Source organism: Pseudomonas sp. KH_027 (assembly GCF_057838565.1).
Genome location: NZ_CM174470.1, coordinates 1274329 through 1288498 on the forward strand (window position 1 = coordinate 1274329; position 14170 = coordinate 1288498).

At 60.1% G+C, this 14170-nt stretch carries 17 protein-coding genes; 16 read left to right on the forward strand and 1 reads right to left on the reverse strand.

Features of this window, described 5'->3' with window-relative positions:
* Nucleotides 1-56 precede the first annotated feature (56 nt).
* Nucleotides 57-872 carry a type III secretion system regulator SuhB gene (suhB, locus tag AC3IYG_RS05965; RefSeq protein WP_489312843.1) on the reverse strand — a complete coding sequence of 272 codons (816 nt, stop codon included), beginning with the start codon at nt 870-872 and terminating at the stop codon, nt 57-59.
* Nucleotides 873-1017: 145 nt separating this feature from the next.
* On the opposite strand from suhB, the gene trmJ reads away from it, so the two are divergent.
* The 16 genes from trmJ (at nt 1018) to hisS (ending at nt 14166) form a co-directional block, all read left to right on the forward strand.
* On the forward strand, nt 1018-1797 hold the full coding sequence (trmJ, locus tag AC3IYG_RS05970; RefSeq protein ID WP_489312845.1) for a tRNA (cytosine(32)/uridine(32)-2'-O)-methyltransferase TrmJ: 780 nt from the start codon (nt 1018-1020) through the stop codon (nt 1795-1797).
* Nucleotides 1790-2566, forward strand: a complete 777-nt coding sequence (cysE, locus tag AC3IYG_RS05975) for a serine O-acetyltransferase (protein ID WP_489313848.1) — start codon at nt 1790-1792, stop codon at nt 2564-2566. Before trmJ ends, cysE begins: the two co-directional genes overlap by 8 nt.
* Before the next feature lie 142 nt (nt 2567-2708).
* The gene (iscR, locus tag AC3IYG_RS05980; RefSeq protein ID WP_489312846.1) at nt 2709-3200 is read left to right on the forward strand and encodes a Fe-S cluster assembly transcriptional regulator IscR; all 492 of its coding nucleotides are present in this window, start codon (nt 2709-2711) and stop codon (nt 3198-3200) included.
* Nucleotides 3201-3245: 45 nt separating this feature from the next.
* On the forward strand, nt 3246-4460 hold the full coding sequence (locus AC3IYG_RS05985) for an IscS subfamily cysteine desulfurase (RefSeq protein WP_489312847.1): 1215 nt from the start codon (nt 3246-3248) through the stop codon (nt 4458-4460).
* 42 nt (nt 4461-4502) lie between these two features.
* The gene (iscU, locus tag AC3IYG_RS05990; protein WP_220815504.1) at nt 4503-4889 is read left to right on the forward strand and encodes a Fe-S cluster assembly scaffold IscU; all 387 of its coding nucleotides are present in this window, start codon (nt 4503-4505) and stop codon (nt 4887-4889) included.
* Nucleotides 4890-4933: 44 nt separating this feature from the next.
* Nucleotides 4934-5257, forward strand: a complete 324-nt coding sequence (iscA, locus tag AC3IYG_RS05995) for an iron-sulfur cluster assembly protein IscA (protein ID WP_110616475.1) — start codon at nt 4934-4936, stop codon at nt 5255-5257.
* Between the two features lie 7 nt (nt 5258-5264).
* Nucleotides 5265-5786, forward strand: coding sequence for a co-chaperone HscB (gene hscB, locus AC3IYG_RS06000; RefSeq protein ID WP_489312848.1), 522 nt, complete (start codon nt 5265-5267; stop codon nt 5784-5786).
* Between the two features lie 42 nt (nt 5787-5828).
* On the forward strand, nt 5829-7691 hold the full coding sequence (hscA, locus tag AC3IYG_RS06005; RefSeq protein WP_489312850.1) for a Fe-S protein assembly chaperone HscA: 1863 nt from the start codon (nt 5829-5831) through the stop codon (nt 7689-7691).
* Between the two features lie 3 nt (nt 7692-7694).
* Nucleotides 7695-8033 (forward strand): ISC system 2Fe-2S type ferredoxin, encoded by a 339-nt coding sequence (fdx, locus tag AC3IYG_RS06010; RefSeq protein WP_489312851.1) that lies wholly within the window; start codon nt 7695-7697, stop codon nt 8031-8033.
* A gap of 10 nt (nt 8034-8043) precedes the next feature.
* The gene (gene iscX / locus AC3IYG_RS06015; protein WP_489312852.1) at nt 8044-8244 is read left to right on the forward strand and encodes a Fe-S cluster assembly protein IscX; all 201 of its coding nucleotides are present in this window, start codon (nt 8044-8046) and stop codon (nt 8242-8244) included.
* Nucleotides 8245-8347: 103 nt separating this feature from the next.
* Nucleotides 8348-8779: a nucleoside-diphosphate kinase gene (gene ndk, locus AC3IYG_RS06020; RefSeq protein WP_489312853.1), complete on the forward strand. Its 432-nt coding sequence runs from the start codon at nt 8348-8350 to the stop codon at nt 8777-8779.
* 23 nt (nt 8780-8802) lie between these two features.
* Complete coding sequence (gene rlmN, locus AC3IYG_RS06025; protein ID WP_489312854.1) at nt 8803-9954, forward strand: dual-specificity RNA methyltransferase RlmN; 1152 nt, start codon at nt 8803-8805, stop codon at nt 9952-9954.
* 13 nt (nt 9955-9967) lie between these two features.
* Nucleotides 9968-10726, forward strand: a complete 759-nt coding sequence (gene pilW, locus AC3IYG_RS06030) for a type IV pilus biogenesis/stability protein PilW (protein WP_489312855.1) — start codon at nt 9968-9970, stop codon at nt 10724-10726.
* Nucleotides 10726-11736: a RodZ domain-containing protein gene (locus tag AC3IYG_RS06035; protein WP_489312856.1), complete on the forward strand. Its 1011-nt coding sequence runs from the start codon at nt 10726-10728 to the stop codon at nt 11734-11736. The genes pilW and AC3IYG_RS06035 overlap by 1 nt, the downstream gene beginning before the upstream one ends.
* Nucleotides 11737-11739: 3 nt before the next feature.
* Nucleotides 11740-12852, forward strand: a complete 1113-nt coding sequence (gene ispG, locus AC3IYG_RS06040) for a flavodoxin-dependent (E)-4-hydroxy-3-methylbut-2-enyl-diphosphate synthase (protein ID WP_489312857.1) — start codon at nt 11740-11742, stop codon at nt 12850-12852.
* A gap of 24 nt (nt 12853-12876) precedes the next feature.
* Nucleotides 12877-14166, forward strand: coding sequence for a histidine--tRNA ligase (gene hisS / locus AC3IYG_RS06045; RefSeq protein ID WP_489312858.1), 1290 nt, complete (start codon nt 12877-12879; stop codon nt 14164-14166).
* The last annotated feature ends 4 nt before the right edge of the window (nt 14167-14170 follow it).

The window sequence follows — 14170 nt, forward strand, 5'->3', positions numbered from 1 at the left end:
ACAAATTATGGGCAACAAAAACCCGGCGCAAGGCCGGGTTTTGTGAACTGTCGAATTCAGCGTTTCAGCGAGGGCGACAGGTGCGGCTGGATGGCGGTCAGCACGGCTTTGAAGCACTTGGTGTTGCCGGCGACGATATGGCCTTTTTCGAGGAATTCGTGGCCGCCGCTGAAGTCGCTGACCAGGCCGCCCGCTTCCTGGATCAGCAGGGCGCCGGCTGCCATGTCCCATTCGGACAGGCCGAACTCCCAGAAGGCGTCGAAACGGCCGGCGGCAACGTAGGCCAGGTCCAGGCTGGCGGCGCCGGCGCGGCGGATGCCGGCGGTCTGGCCAACCAGGCTGCGGAACATGTTGAGGTAGTTGTCCAGGTTGTCGATCTGGCTATCGCGGAACGGGAAGCCGGTGCCGATCAGGGCGCCTTCGAGGCTGGTGCGACCACTGACGCGCAGGCGGCGACCGTTGAGTTGGGCGCCGCGGCCGCGACTGGCGGTGAATTCTTCCTGGCGAACCGGGTCCAGAACCACGGCGTGCTCCAGGCGGCCACGGTATTTGCAGGCGATGCTGACAGCGAAGTGCGGCACGCCACGGACGAAGTTGGTGGTGCCGTCGAGCGGGTCGATGATCCACAGGTAGTCGGCGCCATCACCGCTGCCTTCGATCAGGCCGCCTTCTTCGCCGAGAAAGCCATGGGTCGGGTAGGCTTTGCGCAGGGCGGCGATGATGCTTTGCTCGGCAGCGCGATCGATCTCGGTCACGTAGTCCTTGGCATCCTTCTCGTCGACCGAGATGACATCCAGGCGCTCGATGGAGCGGAAAATCAGTTCTGCGGCGCTGCGGGCTGCGCGCAGCGCGATATTCAGCATGGGCTGCATGGAGGTTTCACCTGGGTCGTTAAAGAAAGCCGAACATTCTAGCAGAAAACCTTCAAGTAAGAAGAGCTGCCTGTAGCTTGCATGGCGTTTGCCGGGGGGCTTCTGTAAGATTTGCTCCCCTTTGCTGTCTGTGTGAGCGCTTGCGTTGCTGCAAAATATTCGCGTGATCTTGGTCAATACCAGTCATCCCGGCAATATCGGTGGGGCTGCGCGCGCCATGAAGAACATGGGCTTGTCACGGTTGGTGCTGGTGGACCCGGAAGACTTTCCCAGTGACCATGCTGTCGCACGGGCATCCGGTGCCAGCGATATTCTTGAAAACGCACAAGTCGTCGCGACCTTGGAAGAAGCCTTGGTCGGTTGCAGTCTGGTGCTTGGCACCAGTGCGCGCGACCGTCGTATTCCTTGGCCGTTGCTCGATCCGCGCGAATGTGGCGCGGCGGCCTGCGAGCATGCCGGGCAGGGCGAGGAAGTGGCATTGGTGTTCGGTCGCGAATATGCCGGGCTGACCAATGACGAGCTGCAGCGTTGCCATTTTCATGTGCACATCCCTTCCGATCCCGAGTTCAGTTCGCTCAATCTTGCGGCTGCGGTGCAGGTGTTGGGCTATGAAGTGCGTATGGCCTGGCTGGCTGCGCAGGGTCAGCCGAGCAAGGTCGAGAAGTTCGAAGTGACGTCGATACGCAGTGGTCAACTGGCGACCATGGATGAGATGGAGCTGTTCTATGGGCACCTCGAAAGTACCCTGGTGGATATCGGCTTTCTCGATCCGGAAAAGCCGCGGCATTTGATGTCGCGTTTGCGGCGCTTGTTCGGTCGTAGCGCGGTCAATAAGTCGGAAATGAACATTCTGCGCGGTATTCTGACCGAGACCCAGAAGACTGCTCGCGGCGAGCCCCATAAGCGGAGAGATGATGATGTTTGAGCGCGTGCGTGAAGATATTCAGAGTGTATTCCATCGCGATCCGGCTGCGCGTAATGCCTTCGAGGTGTTGACCTGCTATCCCGGCTTGCATGCCATCTGGGTGCACCGCCTGTCCGGTTGGTTGTGGCTGGCGGGTTGGAAGTGGTTGGCGCGCGTGGTTTCCAACTTTGGCCGCTGGTTGACCGGCATCGAAATTCACCCGGGGGCGAAGATCGGGCGGCGGTTTTTCATCGATCACGGCATGGGTATCGTGATCGGCGAGACGGCGGAAATCGGTAATGACGTCACGCTTTATCAGGGTGTGACCCTGGGGGGCACCAGTTGGAATAAAGGCAAGCGCCACCCGACGCTGGAGGATGGCGTGGTGGTGGGGGCCGGCGCCAAGGTGCTCGGTCCGTTCACTGTCGGTGCCGGTGCCAAGGTCGGCTCCAATGCGGTGGTGACCAAGGCGGTGCCGGCTGGCGCGACCGTGGTCGGGATTCCGGGGCGGATCATTGTCAAAGTCGACGATGAGCTGGAGGCCAAGCGTCAGGCGATCGCCGAAAAACTCGGTTTCGATGCCTATGGCGTCAGCCAGGACATGCCGGACCCGATCGCGAAGGCCATCGGTCAGTTGCTCGATCATCTGCAGGCGGTCGATGGTCGTCTGGAGGGTATGTGTGCCGCTCTTAAGGCGTTGGGTAGCGATTACTGCGCGAAAGAGCTGCCAGCCCTGCGCGATGAGGACTTTGCCGACGTCAAGGAGTCGGGCGACAAGCCGGCAGCTTGAGGCGGTGCGCTGCAGCGTCGGTTTTGCTATGCTGCGCGCCCTCATTGTTTCTAATTCCGAGTATTTTGATAGGTCTTATAGTTGACCTAAATACTCGGAAATAGCATACTCGCGTCAAATCAGTGATCCCTCGGTACACGCAATGCGACTGACTACCAAAGGCCGTTACGCCGTTACCGCCATGCTCGACCTGGCGTTGCACGCGCAGCGTGGGCCAGTGTCGCTGGCTGATATTTCCGAGCGCCAAGGCATTTCCCTGTCCTACCTGGAGCAGTTGTTCGCCAAGCTGCGCCGCGGCAACCTGGTTTCCAGTGTGCGCGGGCCGGGTGGCGGTTATCAGCTGTCGAGAGACATGCACGGTATCCAGGTTGCCCAGGTCATTGATGCGGTCAATGAATCGGTTGATGCCACCCGTTGCCAGGGGTTGGGTGGATGCCATGACGGCGACACCTGCTTGACGCACCATCTGTGGTCCGACCTCAGCCAGCAGATTCACGAATTTTTGAGCGGTATCAGCCTGGCCGACCTTGTGACTCGTCATGAGGTGCAAGAAGTCGCCCAGCGTCAGGATCAGCGGCACTGCTCGGGCAGGGCGCCGCGCCTGGATAAAATTGAAGCGTCCGCCGTTGACTGAGCAGGGCGCCTGGCTGATAGGCCTATACCTGATAGGAGAGCATCAATGAAATTGCCGATTTACCTCGATTACTCCGCGACGACGCCGGTCGATCCGCGTGTTGCGCAGAAGATGAGCGAGTGCCTGCTGGTCGATGGCAACTTCGGTAATCCTGCGTCGCGCTCCCATGTGTTCGGCTGGAAGGCCGAAGAAGCGGTGGAGAATGCCCGTCGCCAGGTGGCCGAGCTGGTCAATGCCGATCCGCGCGAGATCGTCTGGACCTCCGGTGCCACCGAGTCCGACAACCTGGCGATCAAGGGTGTTGCACACTTCTATTCGACCAAGGGCAAGCACCTGATCACCTCGAAGATCGAGCACAAGGCCGTATTGGATACCACGCGGCAGCTCGAGCGCGAAGGCTTCGAAGTAACCTACCTCGAGCCCGGCGAAGATGGCCTGATTACGCCAGCGATGGTTGAAGCGGCTCTGCGTGAAGACACCATTCTGGTTTCGATCATGCACGTCAACAACGAAATCGGCACCATCAACGACATCGCGGCGATCGGTGAACTGACCCGTTCCCGTGGCGTGTTGTTGCATGTCGATGCGGCTCAGTCCACCGGCAAGGTGGAAATCGACCTGGCGAAGCTCAAGGTCGACCTGATGTCGTTCTCCGCACACAAGACCTATGGCCCGAAAGGCATTGGCGCGCTTTACGTGAGCCGCAAGCCGCGTGTGCGTGTGGAAGCCCAGACCCACGGTGGCGGTCATGAGCGCGGTATGCGTTCCGGTACGCTGGCGACTCACCAGATCGTCGGCATGGGCGAAGCCTTCCGGGTCGCCAAGGAAGACATGGCGCAGGAAAACGAGCGGATTCGTGCCCTGAGCGAGCGTTTCTTCAAGCAGGTCGATGGTCTGGAAGAGTTGTATGTGAACGGCAGCACCACGGCCCGTGTGCCGCACAACCTCAACCTGAGCTTCAACTACGTCGAAGGCGAGTCGCTGATCATGGCGCTCAAGGATCTGGCGGTGTCGTCCGGTTCGGCCTGCACCTCGGCTTCGCTGGAACCCTCCTACGTGTTGCGCGCCCTGGGCCGCAATGATGAGTTGGCGCACAGCTCGATTCGTTTCACCTTCGGCCGTTTCACCACGGAAGAAGAAGTCGATTACGCCGCGCAGAAGGTTCGCGAGGCGGTTACCAAACTGCGTGAACTGTCGCCCTTGTGGGACATGTTCAAAGAAGGTGTCGATCTGTCCAAGGTCGAATGGGCGGCACACTAAAGCTGCCAAAGAGCGGCACCTGATTGAGAGAGGAATAGCACCATGGCATACAGCGAAAAGGTCATTGACCACTACGAAAACCCGCGCAACGTCGGCAAGATGGATGCGGAAGACCCGAATGTCGGCACCGGCATGGTCGGCGCTCCGGCGTGCGGCGATGTGATGCGCCTGCAGATCAAGGTCAACGAGCAGGGTGTGATTGAAGACGCCAAGTTCAAGACCTACGGTTGCGGCTCGGCGATCGCTTCCAGCTCCCTCGCCACTGAGTGGATGAAGGGCAAGACCCTGGATGAGGCTGAGACCATCAAGAACACTCAGCTCGCTGAAGAGTTGGCGTTGCCGCCGGTGAAAATCCACTGCTCCGTTCTCGCCGAAGACGCCATCAAGGCGGCCGTGCGCGACTACAAGCAGAAGAAAGGCTTGCTCTAAGCAGCAGGCTTTATGGGTAACCGCTCTAGGCGTAAGGAGTTCCGATGGCTATCAGTATGACCGAAGCAGCTGCTCAGCACGTGCGCCGCTCCCTTGATGGGCGTGGCAAGGGTGATGGTATTCGCCTGGGTGTTCGCACCACGGGCTGCTCTGGCCTGGCCTATGTGCTCGAGTTCGTTGATGAGGCTCAGAGTGAAGATCAGGTGTTCGAGAGTCATGGCGTCAAAGTGATTATCGACCCGAAAAGCCTGGTCTACCTCGATGGCACTGAGCTCGATTTCGTCAAGGAAGGCTTGAACGAAGGCTTCAAGTTCAATAACCCCAACGTGCGCGGCGAATGTGGCTGCGGCGAGAGCTTCAATATCTGAGGCTGCTGTGGGTACCCCTTGTCATTTCGCCTTATTCGATCTGCAACCGAGCTTTCGCTTGGATCTCGATCAGCTCGCCGTGCGTTACCGCGAGCTGGCGCGCAGTGTCCATCCGGATCGCTTTGCCGATGCCAGCGAGCGCGAGCAGCGGCTTGCGCTGGAACACTCCGCCAGCCTCAATGAGGCCTATCGCACGCTGAAAAACGCTTCGCAGCGCGCACGCTATCTGTTGGCGTTGCGTGGTCACGAGCTACCGTTGGAAGTGACGGTGCAGGATCCCGAGTTCCTCCTGCAGCAGATGCACTGGCGTGAGGAGTTGGAAGACCTGCAGGACAGTGCCGATGTGCCTGGCGTGGCGACCTTCAAGCGCCGCCTCAAGCGTGCTCAGGACGAGCTGAATGAAAGCTTTGCTGCTTGTTGGGATGCAGCTGCGCGCCATGAAGAGGCCGAACGCCTGGTGCGGCGCATGCAGTTCCTCGACAAGCTCAGCTACGAAGTGCGCCAGTTGGAAGAGCGCCTCGACGATTAACCTCCGCGCTGCCTCGGCGGCGCGCCTGATGCGCAGATAAGCATGGCCCTACTGCAGATCGCTGAACCCGGACAGAGCCCGCAGCCGCACCAGCGTCGTTTGGCGGTGGGCATTGACCTGGGGACTACCAATTCGCTGGTCGCTGCATTGCGCAGCGGCCTGTCCGCGCCTTTACCCGATGCCGAGGGGCAGGTCATCCTGCCGTCGGCGGTGCGCTATCACGCCGACCGCGTGGAGGTGGGGGGGGCTGCCAAGGCAGCCGCCGCCAGCGACCCGTTCAATACCGTGTTGTCGGTCAAGCGCCTGATGGGTCGTGGCCTGGCTGACGTCAAGCAGCTGGGCGAGCAATTGCCCTACCGCTTCGTCGGTGGCGAGTCGCATATGCCGTTCATCGACACCGTGCAGGGGCCGAAAAGCCCGGTCGAAGTGTCGGCCGATATCTTGAAGGTGCTGCGTCAGCGCGCCGAAGCCACGCTGGGCGGCGAGCTGGTCGGTGCGGTGATCACGGTTCCTGCCTATTTCGACGATGCTCAGCGTCAGGCCACCAAGGATGCGGCTCGGCTGGCCGGACTCAACGTACTGCGTCTGCTCAACGAGCCGACGGCGGCGGCGGTGGCTTATGGTCTCGATCAGCAGGCCGAAGGCGTCGTGGCGATTTATGATCTGGGCGGTGGCACCTTCGATATTTCGATTCTGCGTCTGACGGGTGGGGTCTTCGAAGTGTTGGCGACCGGCGGCGATAGTGCGCTGGGTGGCGACGACTTCGACCATGCGATCGCCGGCTGGATCGTGCAGCAAGCCGGGCTCTCTGCCGACATCGACCCTGGTGCGCAACGCAGCCTGCTGCATGTGGCTTGTGCGGCGAAAGAGGCGCTGACCACTGAGGCTTCTGTTGAGGTGGCTTATGGCGATTGGCGTGGGCGGCTGTCCCGCGAGTATTTCGATGGCTTGATCGAGCCGATGTTGCAGCGCAGCCTCAAGGCCTGTCGCCGGGCGGTGCGCGATGCCGGGATCGAGATCGACGAGGTCGAGGCGGTGGTGATGGTCGGCGGCTCCACCCGTGTGCCGCGAGTGCGTTCGGTGGTGGGTGAGTTGTTTGCGCGTGAGCCGTTGACCGATATCGATCCGGATCAGGTGGTGGCCATCGGTGCTGCGATCCAGGCCGATACCCTGGCCGGCAACAAGCGTGACGGCGAAGAACTGCTGCTGCTCGATGTGATCCCGCTGTCGCTCGGCCTCGAAACCATGGGCGGGTTGATGGAAAAGGTGATTCCACGCAACACCACCATTCCAGTGGCGCGTGCGCAGGACTTCACAACGTATAAAGATGGCCAGACGGCCATGAAAATTCATGTCTTGCAGGGTGAGCGCGAGCTGATCAGTGACTGTCGCTCCCTGGCGCGCTTCGAGTTGCGCGGCATACCGCCCATGGTGGCGGGTGCGGCGAAGATTCGCGTGACCTTCCAGGTCGATGCCGACGGGTTGCTCAGCGTTGCGGCGCGCGAGCTCGGTTCCGGCGTGGAGGCGAGCATTCAAGTCAAGCCATCCTACGGTCTGACCGATGGCGAAATCGCCCGCATGCTGCAGGAGTCTTTCCAGAATGCCGGCGATGACAAGCTCGCCCGCGTCCTGCGTGAGCATCAGGTGGATGCCGAACGCCTGCTCGAAGCTGTGCAGGCGGCGCTGGAAGTCGATGGTCAGCGTCTGCTGAGCGAGGAAGAACGCGTTGTGATCGATCTGCACATGCAGCAATTACGCGAGCTGATGGTGGGGGTCGATGGCCCGGCCATCGAGCAGCAAACCAAGCGCCTGTCCCAGGTAACCGATGCTTTTGCTGCGCGCCGTATGGATGCCACGGTCAAGGCTGCGCTGGCTGGGCGCCGACTGAATGAAATTGAGGAATAATTGATGCCGCAGATTGTTTTTCTGCCGAATGCCGATCATTGCCCCGATGGTGCAGTGATTGATGCGCAGCCGGGTGAGACCATTCTCGATGCCGCGCTGCGCAACGGCATCGATATCGTGCATGCCTGTGAGAAGTCTTGTGCCTGCACCACCTGTCATGTGGTGGTGCGCGAGGGTTTTCGCTCGTTGGACGAGAGCGATGAGTTGGAAGATGACATGCTGGACAAGGCGTGGGGGCTCGAGCCCGAGTCGCGCCTCTCTTGCCAGGCTGTAGTGGCGCAAGAGGATCTGGTGGTCGAGATCCCCAAGTACAACATCAACCAGGTTTCGGAAAGGCACTAAAGGCTCTGGTATGACATTGAAATGGAATGATGTGCTGGAAATCGCCATTCAATTGGCGGAAAGCAAGCCTGACGTCGACCCGCGTTACGTCAATTTCGTCGACCTGCACGGTTGGGTGCTGGCTTTGCCGGGCTTTAACGACGATCCGTCACGCGGCGGTGAGAAGGTGCTGGAGGCCATTCAGGCGGCCTGGATCGAGGAAGCCGACTGAGTTGCAGCGGCCCTCGGGCGTCAGCCCTACGCATTTAACCTGAACCCGCGTATAATTCGCGGGTTTAATTTTTGGCTTTAATCCTTAGTTTCTGGAGTTTCACATGGCTGTTCAACGCACTTTCTCCATCATCAAGCCCGACGCCGTTGCTAAAAACGTCATTGGCGAGATCGTCTCCCGTTTCGAAAAAGCCGGCCTGCGTGTCGTTGCTTCGAAAATGAAGCAGCTGTCCAAAGCCGAAGCCGAAGGTTTCTACGCTGAGCACAGCGCCCGTGGTTTCTTCGGCGAACTGGTTGCTTTCATGATTTCCGGTCCGGTTGTCGTTCAGGTTCTGGAAGGTGAAGACGCAATCGCCAAAAACCGTGAACTGATGGGCGCTACCAACCCTAAAGAAGCGGCTGCCGGCACTATCCGTGCTGACTTCGCTGAGTCGATCGATGCCAACGCGGTACACGGTTCGGACTCCGAAGCCGCTGCTGCTCGCGAAATCGCTTACTTCTTCGCTGCAACCGAGGTGACTGCGCGCATTCGCTAAGGCGAACGTGCGAGGGTGAGGCCATGACTGAAGCTACCGGCAAAATCAATCTACTGGGTCTGACCCAGCCTGAAATGGAACAATTCTTCGACTCTATCGGGGAGAAGCGTTTCCGTGCCGGTCAAGTGATGAAGTGGATTCACCACTTTGGCGTCGATGATTTCGACGCCATGAGCAATGTCGGCAAGGCCCTGCGCGAAAAGCTCAAGGCCTGTGCCGAGATTCGCGGTCCTGAAGTCGTCAGCGAAGACATCTCCACCGACGGTACCCGCAAGTGGGTCGTGCGTGTGGCGTCTGGCAGCTGTGTCGAGACCGTGTACATACCGCAAGGCAATCGCGGCACCCTCTGCGTCTCATCGCAGGCCGGCTGCGCGCTGGATTGCAGCTTCTGCTCCACGGGTAAACAAGGATTCAATAGCGACCTCTCCGCCGCCGAGATCATCGGCCAGGTGTGGATCGCCAACAAATCGTTCGGCAGTGTGCCGGCGAAGATCGATCGCGCCATCACCAACGTGGTGATGATGGGCATGGGCGAACCGTTGCTGAACTTCGACAACGTGGTCGCCGCCATGCACCTGATGATGGACGATCTCGGTTATGGCATCTCCAAGCGCAAGGTGACGCTGTCCACCTCCGGCGTGGTGCCGATGATCGACAAGCTCGGTGAAGTCATCGACGTTTCCCTGGCGCTGTCCTTGCACGCGCCTAACGACGAACTGCGCAACACGCTGGTGCCGATCAACAAGAAGTATCCGCTGGAGATGCTGTTGGCGGCTTGCAAGCGCTATGTCGCGCGGCTTGGCGAGAAGCGTGTGCTGACCATCGAGTACACCCTGCTAAAGGATGTGAACGATAAGATCGAGCATGCCGAAGAGATGATCACACTGCTCAAGGACGTGCCGTGCAAGATCAATCTGATCCCCTTCAATCCCTTTCCGCATTCCGGCTATGAGCGGCCGAGCAACAATGCCATTCGCCGCTTCCAAGACCTGCTGTATAAAGCTGGGCACAATGTCACCGTGCGTACCACGCGCGGCGAAGACATCGACGCAGCGTGCGGGCAACTGGTCGGCCAGGTGATGGACCGTACGCGACGTAGCGAACGCTACATCGCCGTGCGTCAGTTGAGCGCCGAGACGACTGATGCACCCAGTACCGCTGTAAACCGAACTTGAAGGTAAGACACCTATGACCCTGCGCCCTGTGCTGCTCCTATTGTTTACCGGCTTATTGCTAGGTTGCGTGTCCACCGGTGACGTCGACCCGATGAAAACCGATAAAGGCCGTGACGACGCGCGTGACGCCTACATCAAGCTGGGGGTTGGCTACCTGAAACAGGGTTCTACCGAACAGGCCAAGGTACCGCTGAAGAAAGCCTTGGAGTTGGATCCTTCGAGTGCCGATGCGCATGCGGCATTGGGACGACTGTTTCAGGTCGAGATGGAGCCAGAACTCGCCGATGAGCATTTTCGCAAGGCGCTTTCGCAGCGCCCCGACGATGCGCGTTTTTTGAATAACTACGCAGGTTTCCTGTTCGAGCAAAAGCGTTACCAGGAAGCCTTCGAGCGTTATCAGCAGGCCGCCAAGGATAATCTGTACCCCGAGCGTTCGCGGGTGTTTGAAAGCCTGGGCATGACGGCTCTGAAGCTGAATAAACGCGAAGAAGCCAAGCACTACTTCGAGCGCTCGTTGCGCTTGAACAAGCGCCAGCCACGAGCCCTGCTCGAGATGGCCGAGATGGCCTACGAGGGCAAGGAATATGTGCCGGCGCGTGATTATTACGACCGTTTCAGTGCGCTGGACGAGCAGAACTCGCGCAGTCTGCTGCTCGGCTCACGCCTTGCAACCATTTTTGAAGACCGCGACAAGGCCGCCAGCTTAGGCTTGCAACTCAAACGTCTTTATCCCGGTACGCCGGAATATCAGAAATACCTGTCGGAGCAATGATGAAAGCGGTGCATCCCGAAGCTCTAGCTGTGACTCGCAGCAACCCAGGCGAGACTCTGCGCAAGGCCCGCGAAAACAAGGACTGGTCGTTAGCCGACGTGGCTGGTCAGCTCAATTTGACTATTCAGCGTCTGACCCAGCTGGAGTCCGGTGCGTTCGATCAGCTACCTGGACACACCTTTGCCCGTGGTTATGTGCGCGCTTATGCCAAGCTGCTCGGGATGGACCAGAACCTGGTGGTGCAGGAGTTCGACCACTACACCGGAACCGATGCCAAGGGCAGCAGCGTGCATGGTCTGGGCCGTATCGAAGAGCCCGTGCGTCTGTCGCAGAGCGTTTTGCGCCTTGTCAGTTTCGCTTTGCTGCTGGTGTTGGCCGGTGTCGGCTTTCTCTGGTGGCAGGATCAGTCTGCCGGTCGCGCAGGCGAGCCTGCCGAGGTCAGCCTGGAACACGTCGAAGTAGAGAGCGCCGACGGCACGACGCAGATTCATCCGCTCGACGAGCCGGAAGATCAGGCGGTAGCCGATGCCCAGAGCGAGGCTGAACCTGGCGTGGCCGAGGTCTCCCCCGAGCTGGCTGCGCAGCCTGAGGCTGAGGTGCCGGGCAGCCTTGCAGTTACGCCGCTGATGGCTAACAGTTCTGCTGTTCCTGCTGTTCCTGCTGTTCCTGCTGTTCCTGCTGCGCCAGTCACGTCAGTCGTGCCTACCCCTGCCCCTCCCGCTGCAGTGCCAACGCCAGTTGCCGCTGCGCCCGTGGTTGTGGCGGCAGGCGAGGGTGCGGTGGGGCTCGAGTTCAGCGCCAACTGCTGGATCCAGCTCACCGATGCCACCGGCAAAGTGCTGGCCAGTGGCTTGAAGCGCACGGGCGAGAAGCTCGAGTTGAGCGGTAAAGCGCCGCTGGAGTTGCGTCTGGGTTATGCACGCGGTGCACAAGTTCGTTACAACGGTCAGGTGGTGGATGTTGCGCCCTTCACCAGTGGCGAAACGGCACGCTTGAAGTTGGGGCAATAAACCATGCACGGCGAATCTCCGATCATCCGTCGGCAATCGCGCAAGATCTGGGTCGGCTCCGTGCCGGTGGGCGGTGATGCGCCTATCACCGTGCAGAGCATGACCAATACCGATACCTGCGATGTCGCCGCTACCGTGGCGCAGATCCGTCGCCTGGAAGAAGCCGGCGCCGATATCGTGCGCGTGTCCGTGCCGGACATGGATGCGGCCGAAGCCTTCGGCAAGATCAAGCGGTTGGTGCAGGTGCCACTGGTTGCCGATATCCACTTCGACTACAAGATCGCCTTGCGCGTCGCCGAGCTGGGGGTCGACTGCCTGCGGATCAATCCGGGCAATATCGGCCGTGAAGATCGCGTCCGGGCGGTGGTCGATGCGGCGCGTGACCGTGGCATTTCCATCCGTATCGGCGTCAATGCCGGCTCCCTGGAAAAAGACCTGCAGAAGAAATACGGCGAGCCGACTCCGGAAGCCCTGGTCGAGTCGGCCTTGCGCCACGTCGAGCACCTGGATCGGTTGAATTTCCCGGACTTCAAGGTCAGCGTCAAAGCCTCCGATGTGTTCATGGCGGTCGCGGCTTATCGGCTGTTGGCCAAGCAGATCGAGCAGCCGTTGCACCTGGGTATCACCGAAGCCGGTGGACTGCGTTCGGGTACCGTCAAGTCGGCTGTTGGTTTGGGCATGCTGCTCGCCGATGGGATTGGCGATACTATCCGCATCTCCCTGGCAGCCGATCCGGTCGAAGAGGTCAAGGTCGGTTACGACATCCTCAAGTCGCTGCGCTTGCGTTCCCGTGGCATCAACTTCATCGCCTGCCCGAGCTGCTCGCGGCAGAACTTTGATGTGGTCAAGACCATGAACGAGCTCGAGGGGCGTCTGGAAGACTTGTTGGTGCCGCTGGATGTGGCCGTGATCGGCTGTATCGTCAACGGCCCGGGCGAAGCCAAGGAGGCGCATATCGGCCTCACCGGCGGTACCCCGAACAACCTGATCTACATCGACGGCAAGCCTGCGCAGAAACTGACCAATGACAATCTGGTGGACCAGTTGGAAAAACTGATCCGGCAGAAGGCGGCCGAAAAGGTCGAAGCCGACGCGGCGCTGATCGCCCGTGGCTGATCGCGAATTTTTTAAGGATTCAGTGTGAGCAAGTCTTTGCAAGCCATTCGTGGCATGAACGACATCCTGCCCGAGCAGACGCCGCTCTGGCGCTACTTCGAGGCCGCTGTGGCCAATCTGCTGGATGGTTACGGCTATCGGCAGATCCGCATGCCGATCCTCGAGGCCACCGAACTGTTCAAACGCTCCATCGGCGAAGTCACGGACATCGTCGAGAAAGAGATGTACACCTTCGCCGACCGCAATGGCGACTCCCTGACCCTGCGTCCGGAAGGCACCGCCAGCTGCGTTCGCGCGGTGCTGGAACACGGTATCTCCGGTGGCGGCCAAGTGCAGAAACTCTGGTACATCGGCCCGATGTTTCGCCATGAGCGGCCGCAGAAAGGCCGTTATCGCCAGTTCCACCAGATTGGCGTCGAGGTTTTCAACCTCGACGGTCCGGATATCGATGCCGAGCTGATCCTGCTGACCTGGCGCCTCTGGGGCCTGTTGGGCATTCGCGGGGCGGTCAAACTGGAGTTGAACAGCCTGGGTACCAGCGCGGCACGGGCGAACTACCGTGAAGCCCTGGTGCAGTACCTCTCGGCACGTCTCGAGCTGCTGGATGAAGACAGCAAGCGCCGTCTGGCCAGCAACCCGCTGCGGATCCTCGACAGCAAGGTGCCGGAAACCCAGGCCATGCTGGTCGATGCGCCGAAGCTCGAGGATTACCTCGATGAAGAATCGCGCATCCACTTTGCGGGCTTGAAGGCGCGCCTGGATGCCGCCGGCATTCCCTACGTGCTCAATCCCAAGCTGGTGCGTGGCCTCGACTATTACAGCAAGACCGTGTTCGAGTGGGTCACCGACCAGCTGGGTGCTCAAGGCACGGTGTGTGCCGGTGGGCGCTACGACGGCCTGGTCGAGCAGATGGGCGGCAAGCCGACCGCGGGCGTTGGTTTTGCCATGGGCATCGAGCGCCTGATATTGCTGCTGGAAACCCTGGAACAAGTGCCCGCCGAGATTTCCCGTCAGGTCGATGTGTACTTCTGTGCCTTCGGTGAACCGGCCGAGTTGGCGGGGTTGGCGTTGGCCGAAGGTTTGCGCGATCAGTTGCCAGGGCTGCGTCTACAGGTGAATGCCGGCGCTGGAAGCTTCAAAAGCCAGCTGAAAAAGGCCGATAAGAGCGGTGCGCTGTTCGCCTTGGTATTGGGCGAAGACGAACTGGCTCAGCAAGTGATAGGTTTCAAGCCCCTTCGTGGTCAGGGCGAACAACAAAATATTGCCTGGGATGCTTTGTCTGAGCATCTGGTAGCCTGCCTGAAGCAGGTTTGAGCAT

What these genes read in the sequence shown, in the direction of transcription:
- ndk (WP_489312853.1), top strand. Translation starts at nt 8,348, where the DNA reads ATGGCTGTTCAACGCACTTTCTCCATCATCAAGCCCGACGCCGTTGCT.
- pilW (WP_489312855.1), top strand. Translation starts at nt 9,968, where the DNA reads ATGACCCTGCGCCCTGTGCTGCTCCTATTGTTTACCGGCTTATTGCTA.
- ispG (WP_489312857.1), top strand. Translation starts at nt 11,740, where the DNA reads ATGCACGGCGAATCTCCGATCATCCGTCGGCAATCGCGCAAGATCTGG.
- rlmN (WP_489312854.1), top strand. Translation starts at nt 8,803, where the DNA reads ATGACTGAAGCTACCGGCAAAATCAATCTACTGGGTCTGACCCAGCCT.
- fdx (WP_489312851.1), top strand. Translation starts at nt 7,695, where the DNA reads ATGCCGCAGATTGTTTTTCTGCCGAATGCCGATCATTGCCCCGATGGT.
- iscU (WP_220815504.1), top strand. Translation starts at nt 4,503, where the DNA reads ATGGCATACAGCGAAAAGGTCATTGACCACTACGAAAACCCGCGCAAC.
- suhB (WP_489312843.1), bottom strand. Translation starts at nt 872, where the DNA reads ATGCAGCCCATGCTGAATATCGCGCTGCGCGCAGCCCGCAGCGCCGCA.
- iscR (WP_489312846.1), top strand. Translation starts at nt 2,709, where the DNA reads ATGCGACTGACTACCAAAGGCCGTTACGCCGTTACCGCCATGCTCGAC.
- iscA (WP_110616475.1), top strand. Translation starts at nt 4,934, where the DNA reads ATGGCTATCAGTATGACCGAAGCAGCTGCTCAGCACGTGCGCCGCTCC.
- iscX (WP_489312852.1), top strand. Translation starts at nt 8,044, where the DNA reads ATGACATTGAAATGGAATGATGTGCTGGAAATCGCCATTCAATTGGCG.
- hscA (WP_489312850.1), top strand. Translation starts at nt 5,829, where the DNA reads ATGGCCCTACTGCAGATCGCTGAACCCGGACAGAGCCCGCAGCCGCAC.
- AC3IYG_RS05985 (WP_489312847.1), top strand. Translation starts at nt 3,246, where the DNA reads ATGAAATTGCCGATTTACCTCGATTACTCCGCGACGACGCCGGTCGAT.
- cysE (WP_489313848.1), top strand. Translation starts at nt 1,790, where the DNA reads ATGTTTGAGCGCGTGCGTGAAGATATTCAGAGTGTATTCCATCGCGAT.
- AC3IYG_RS06035 (WP_489312856.1), top strand. Translation starts at nt 10,726, where the DNA reads ATGAAAGCGGTGCATCCCGAAGCTCTAGCTGTGACTCGCAGCAACCCA.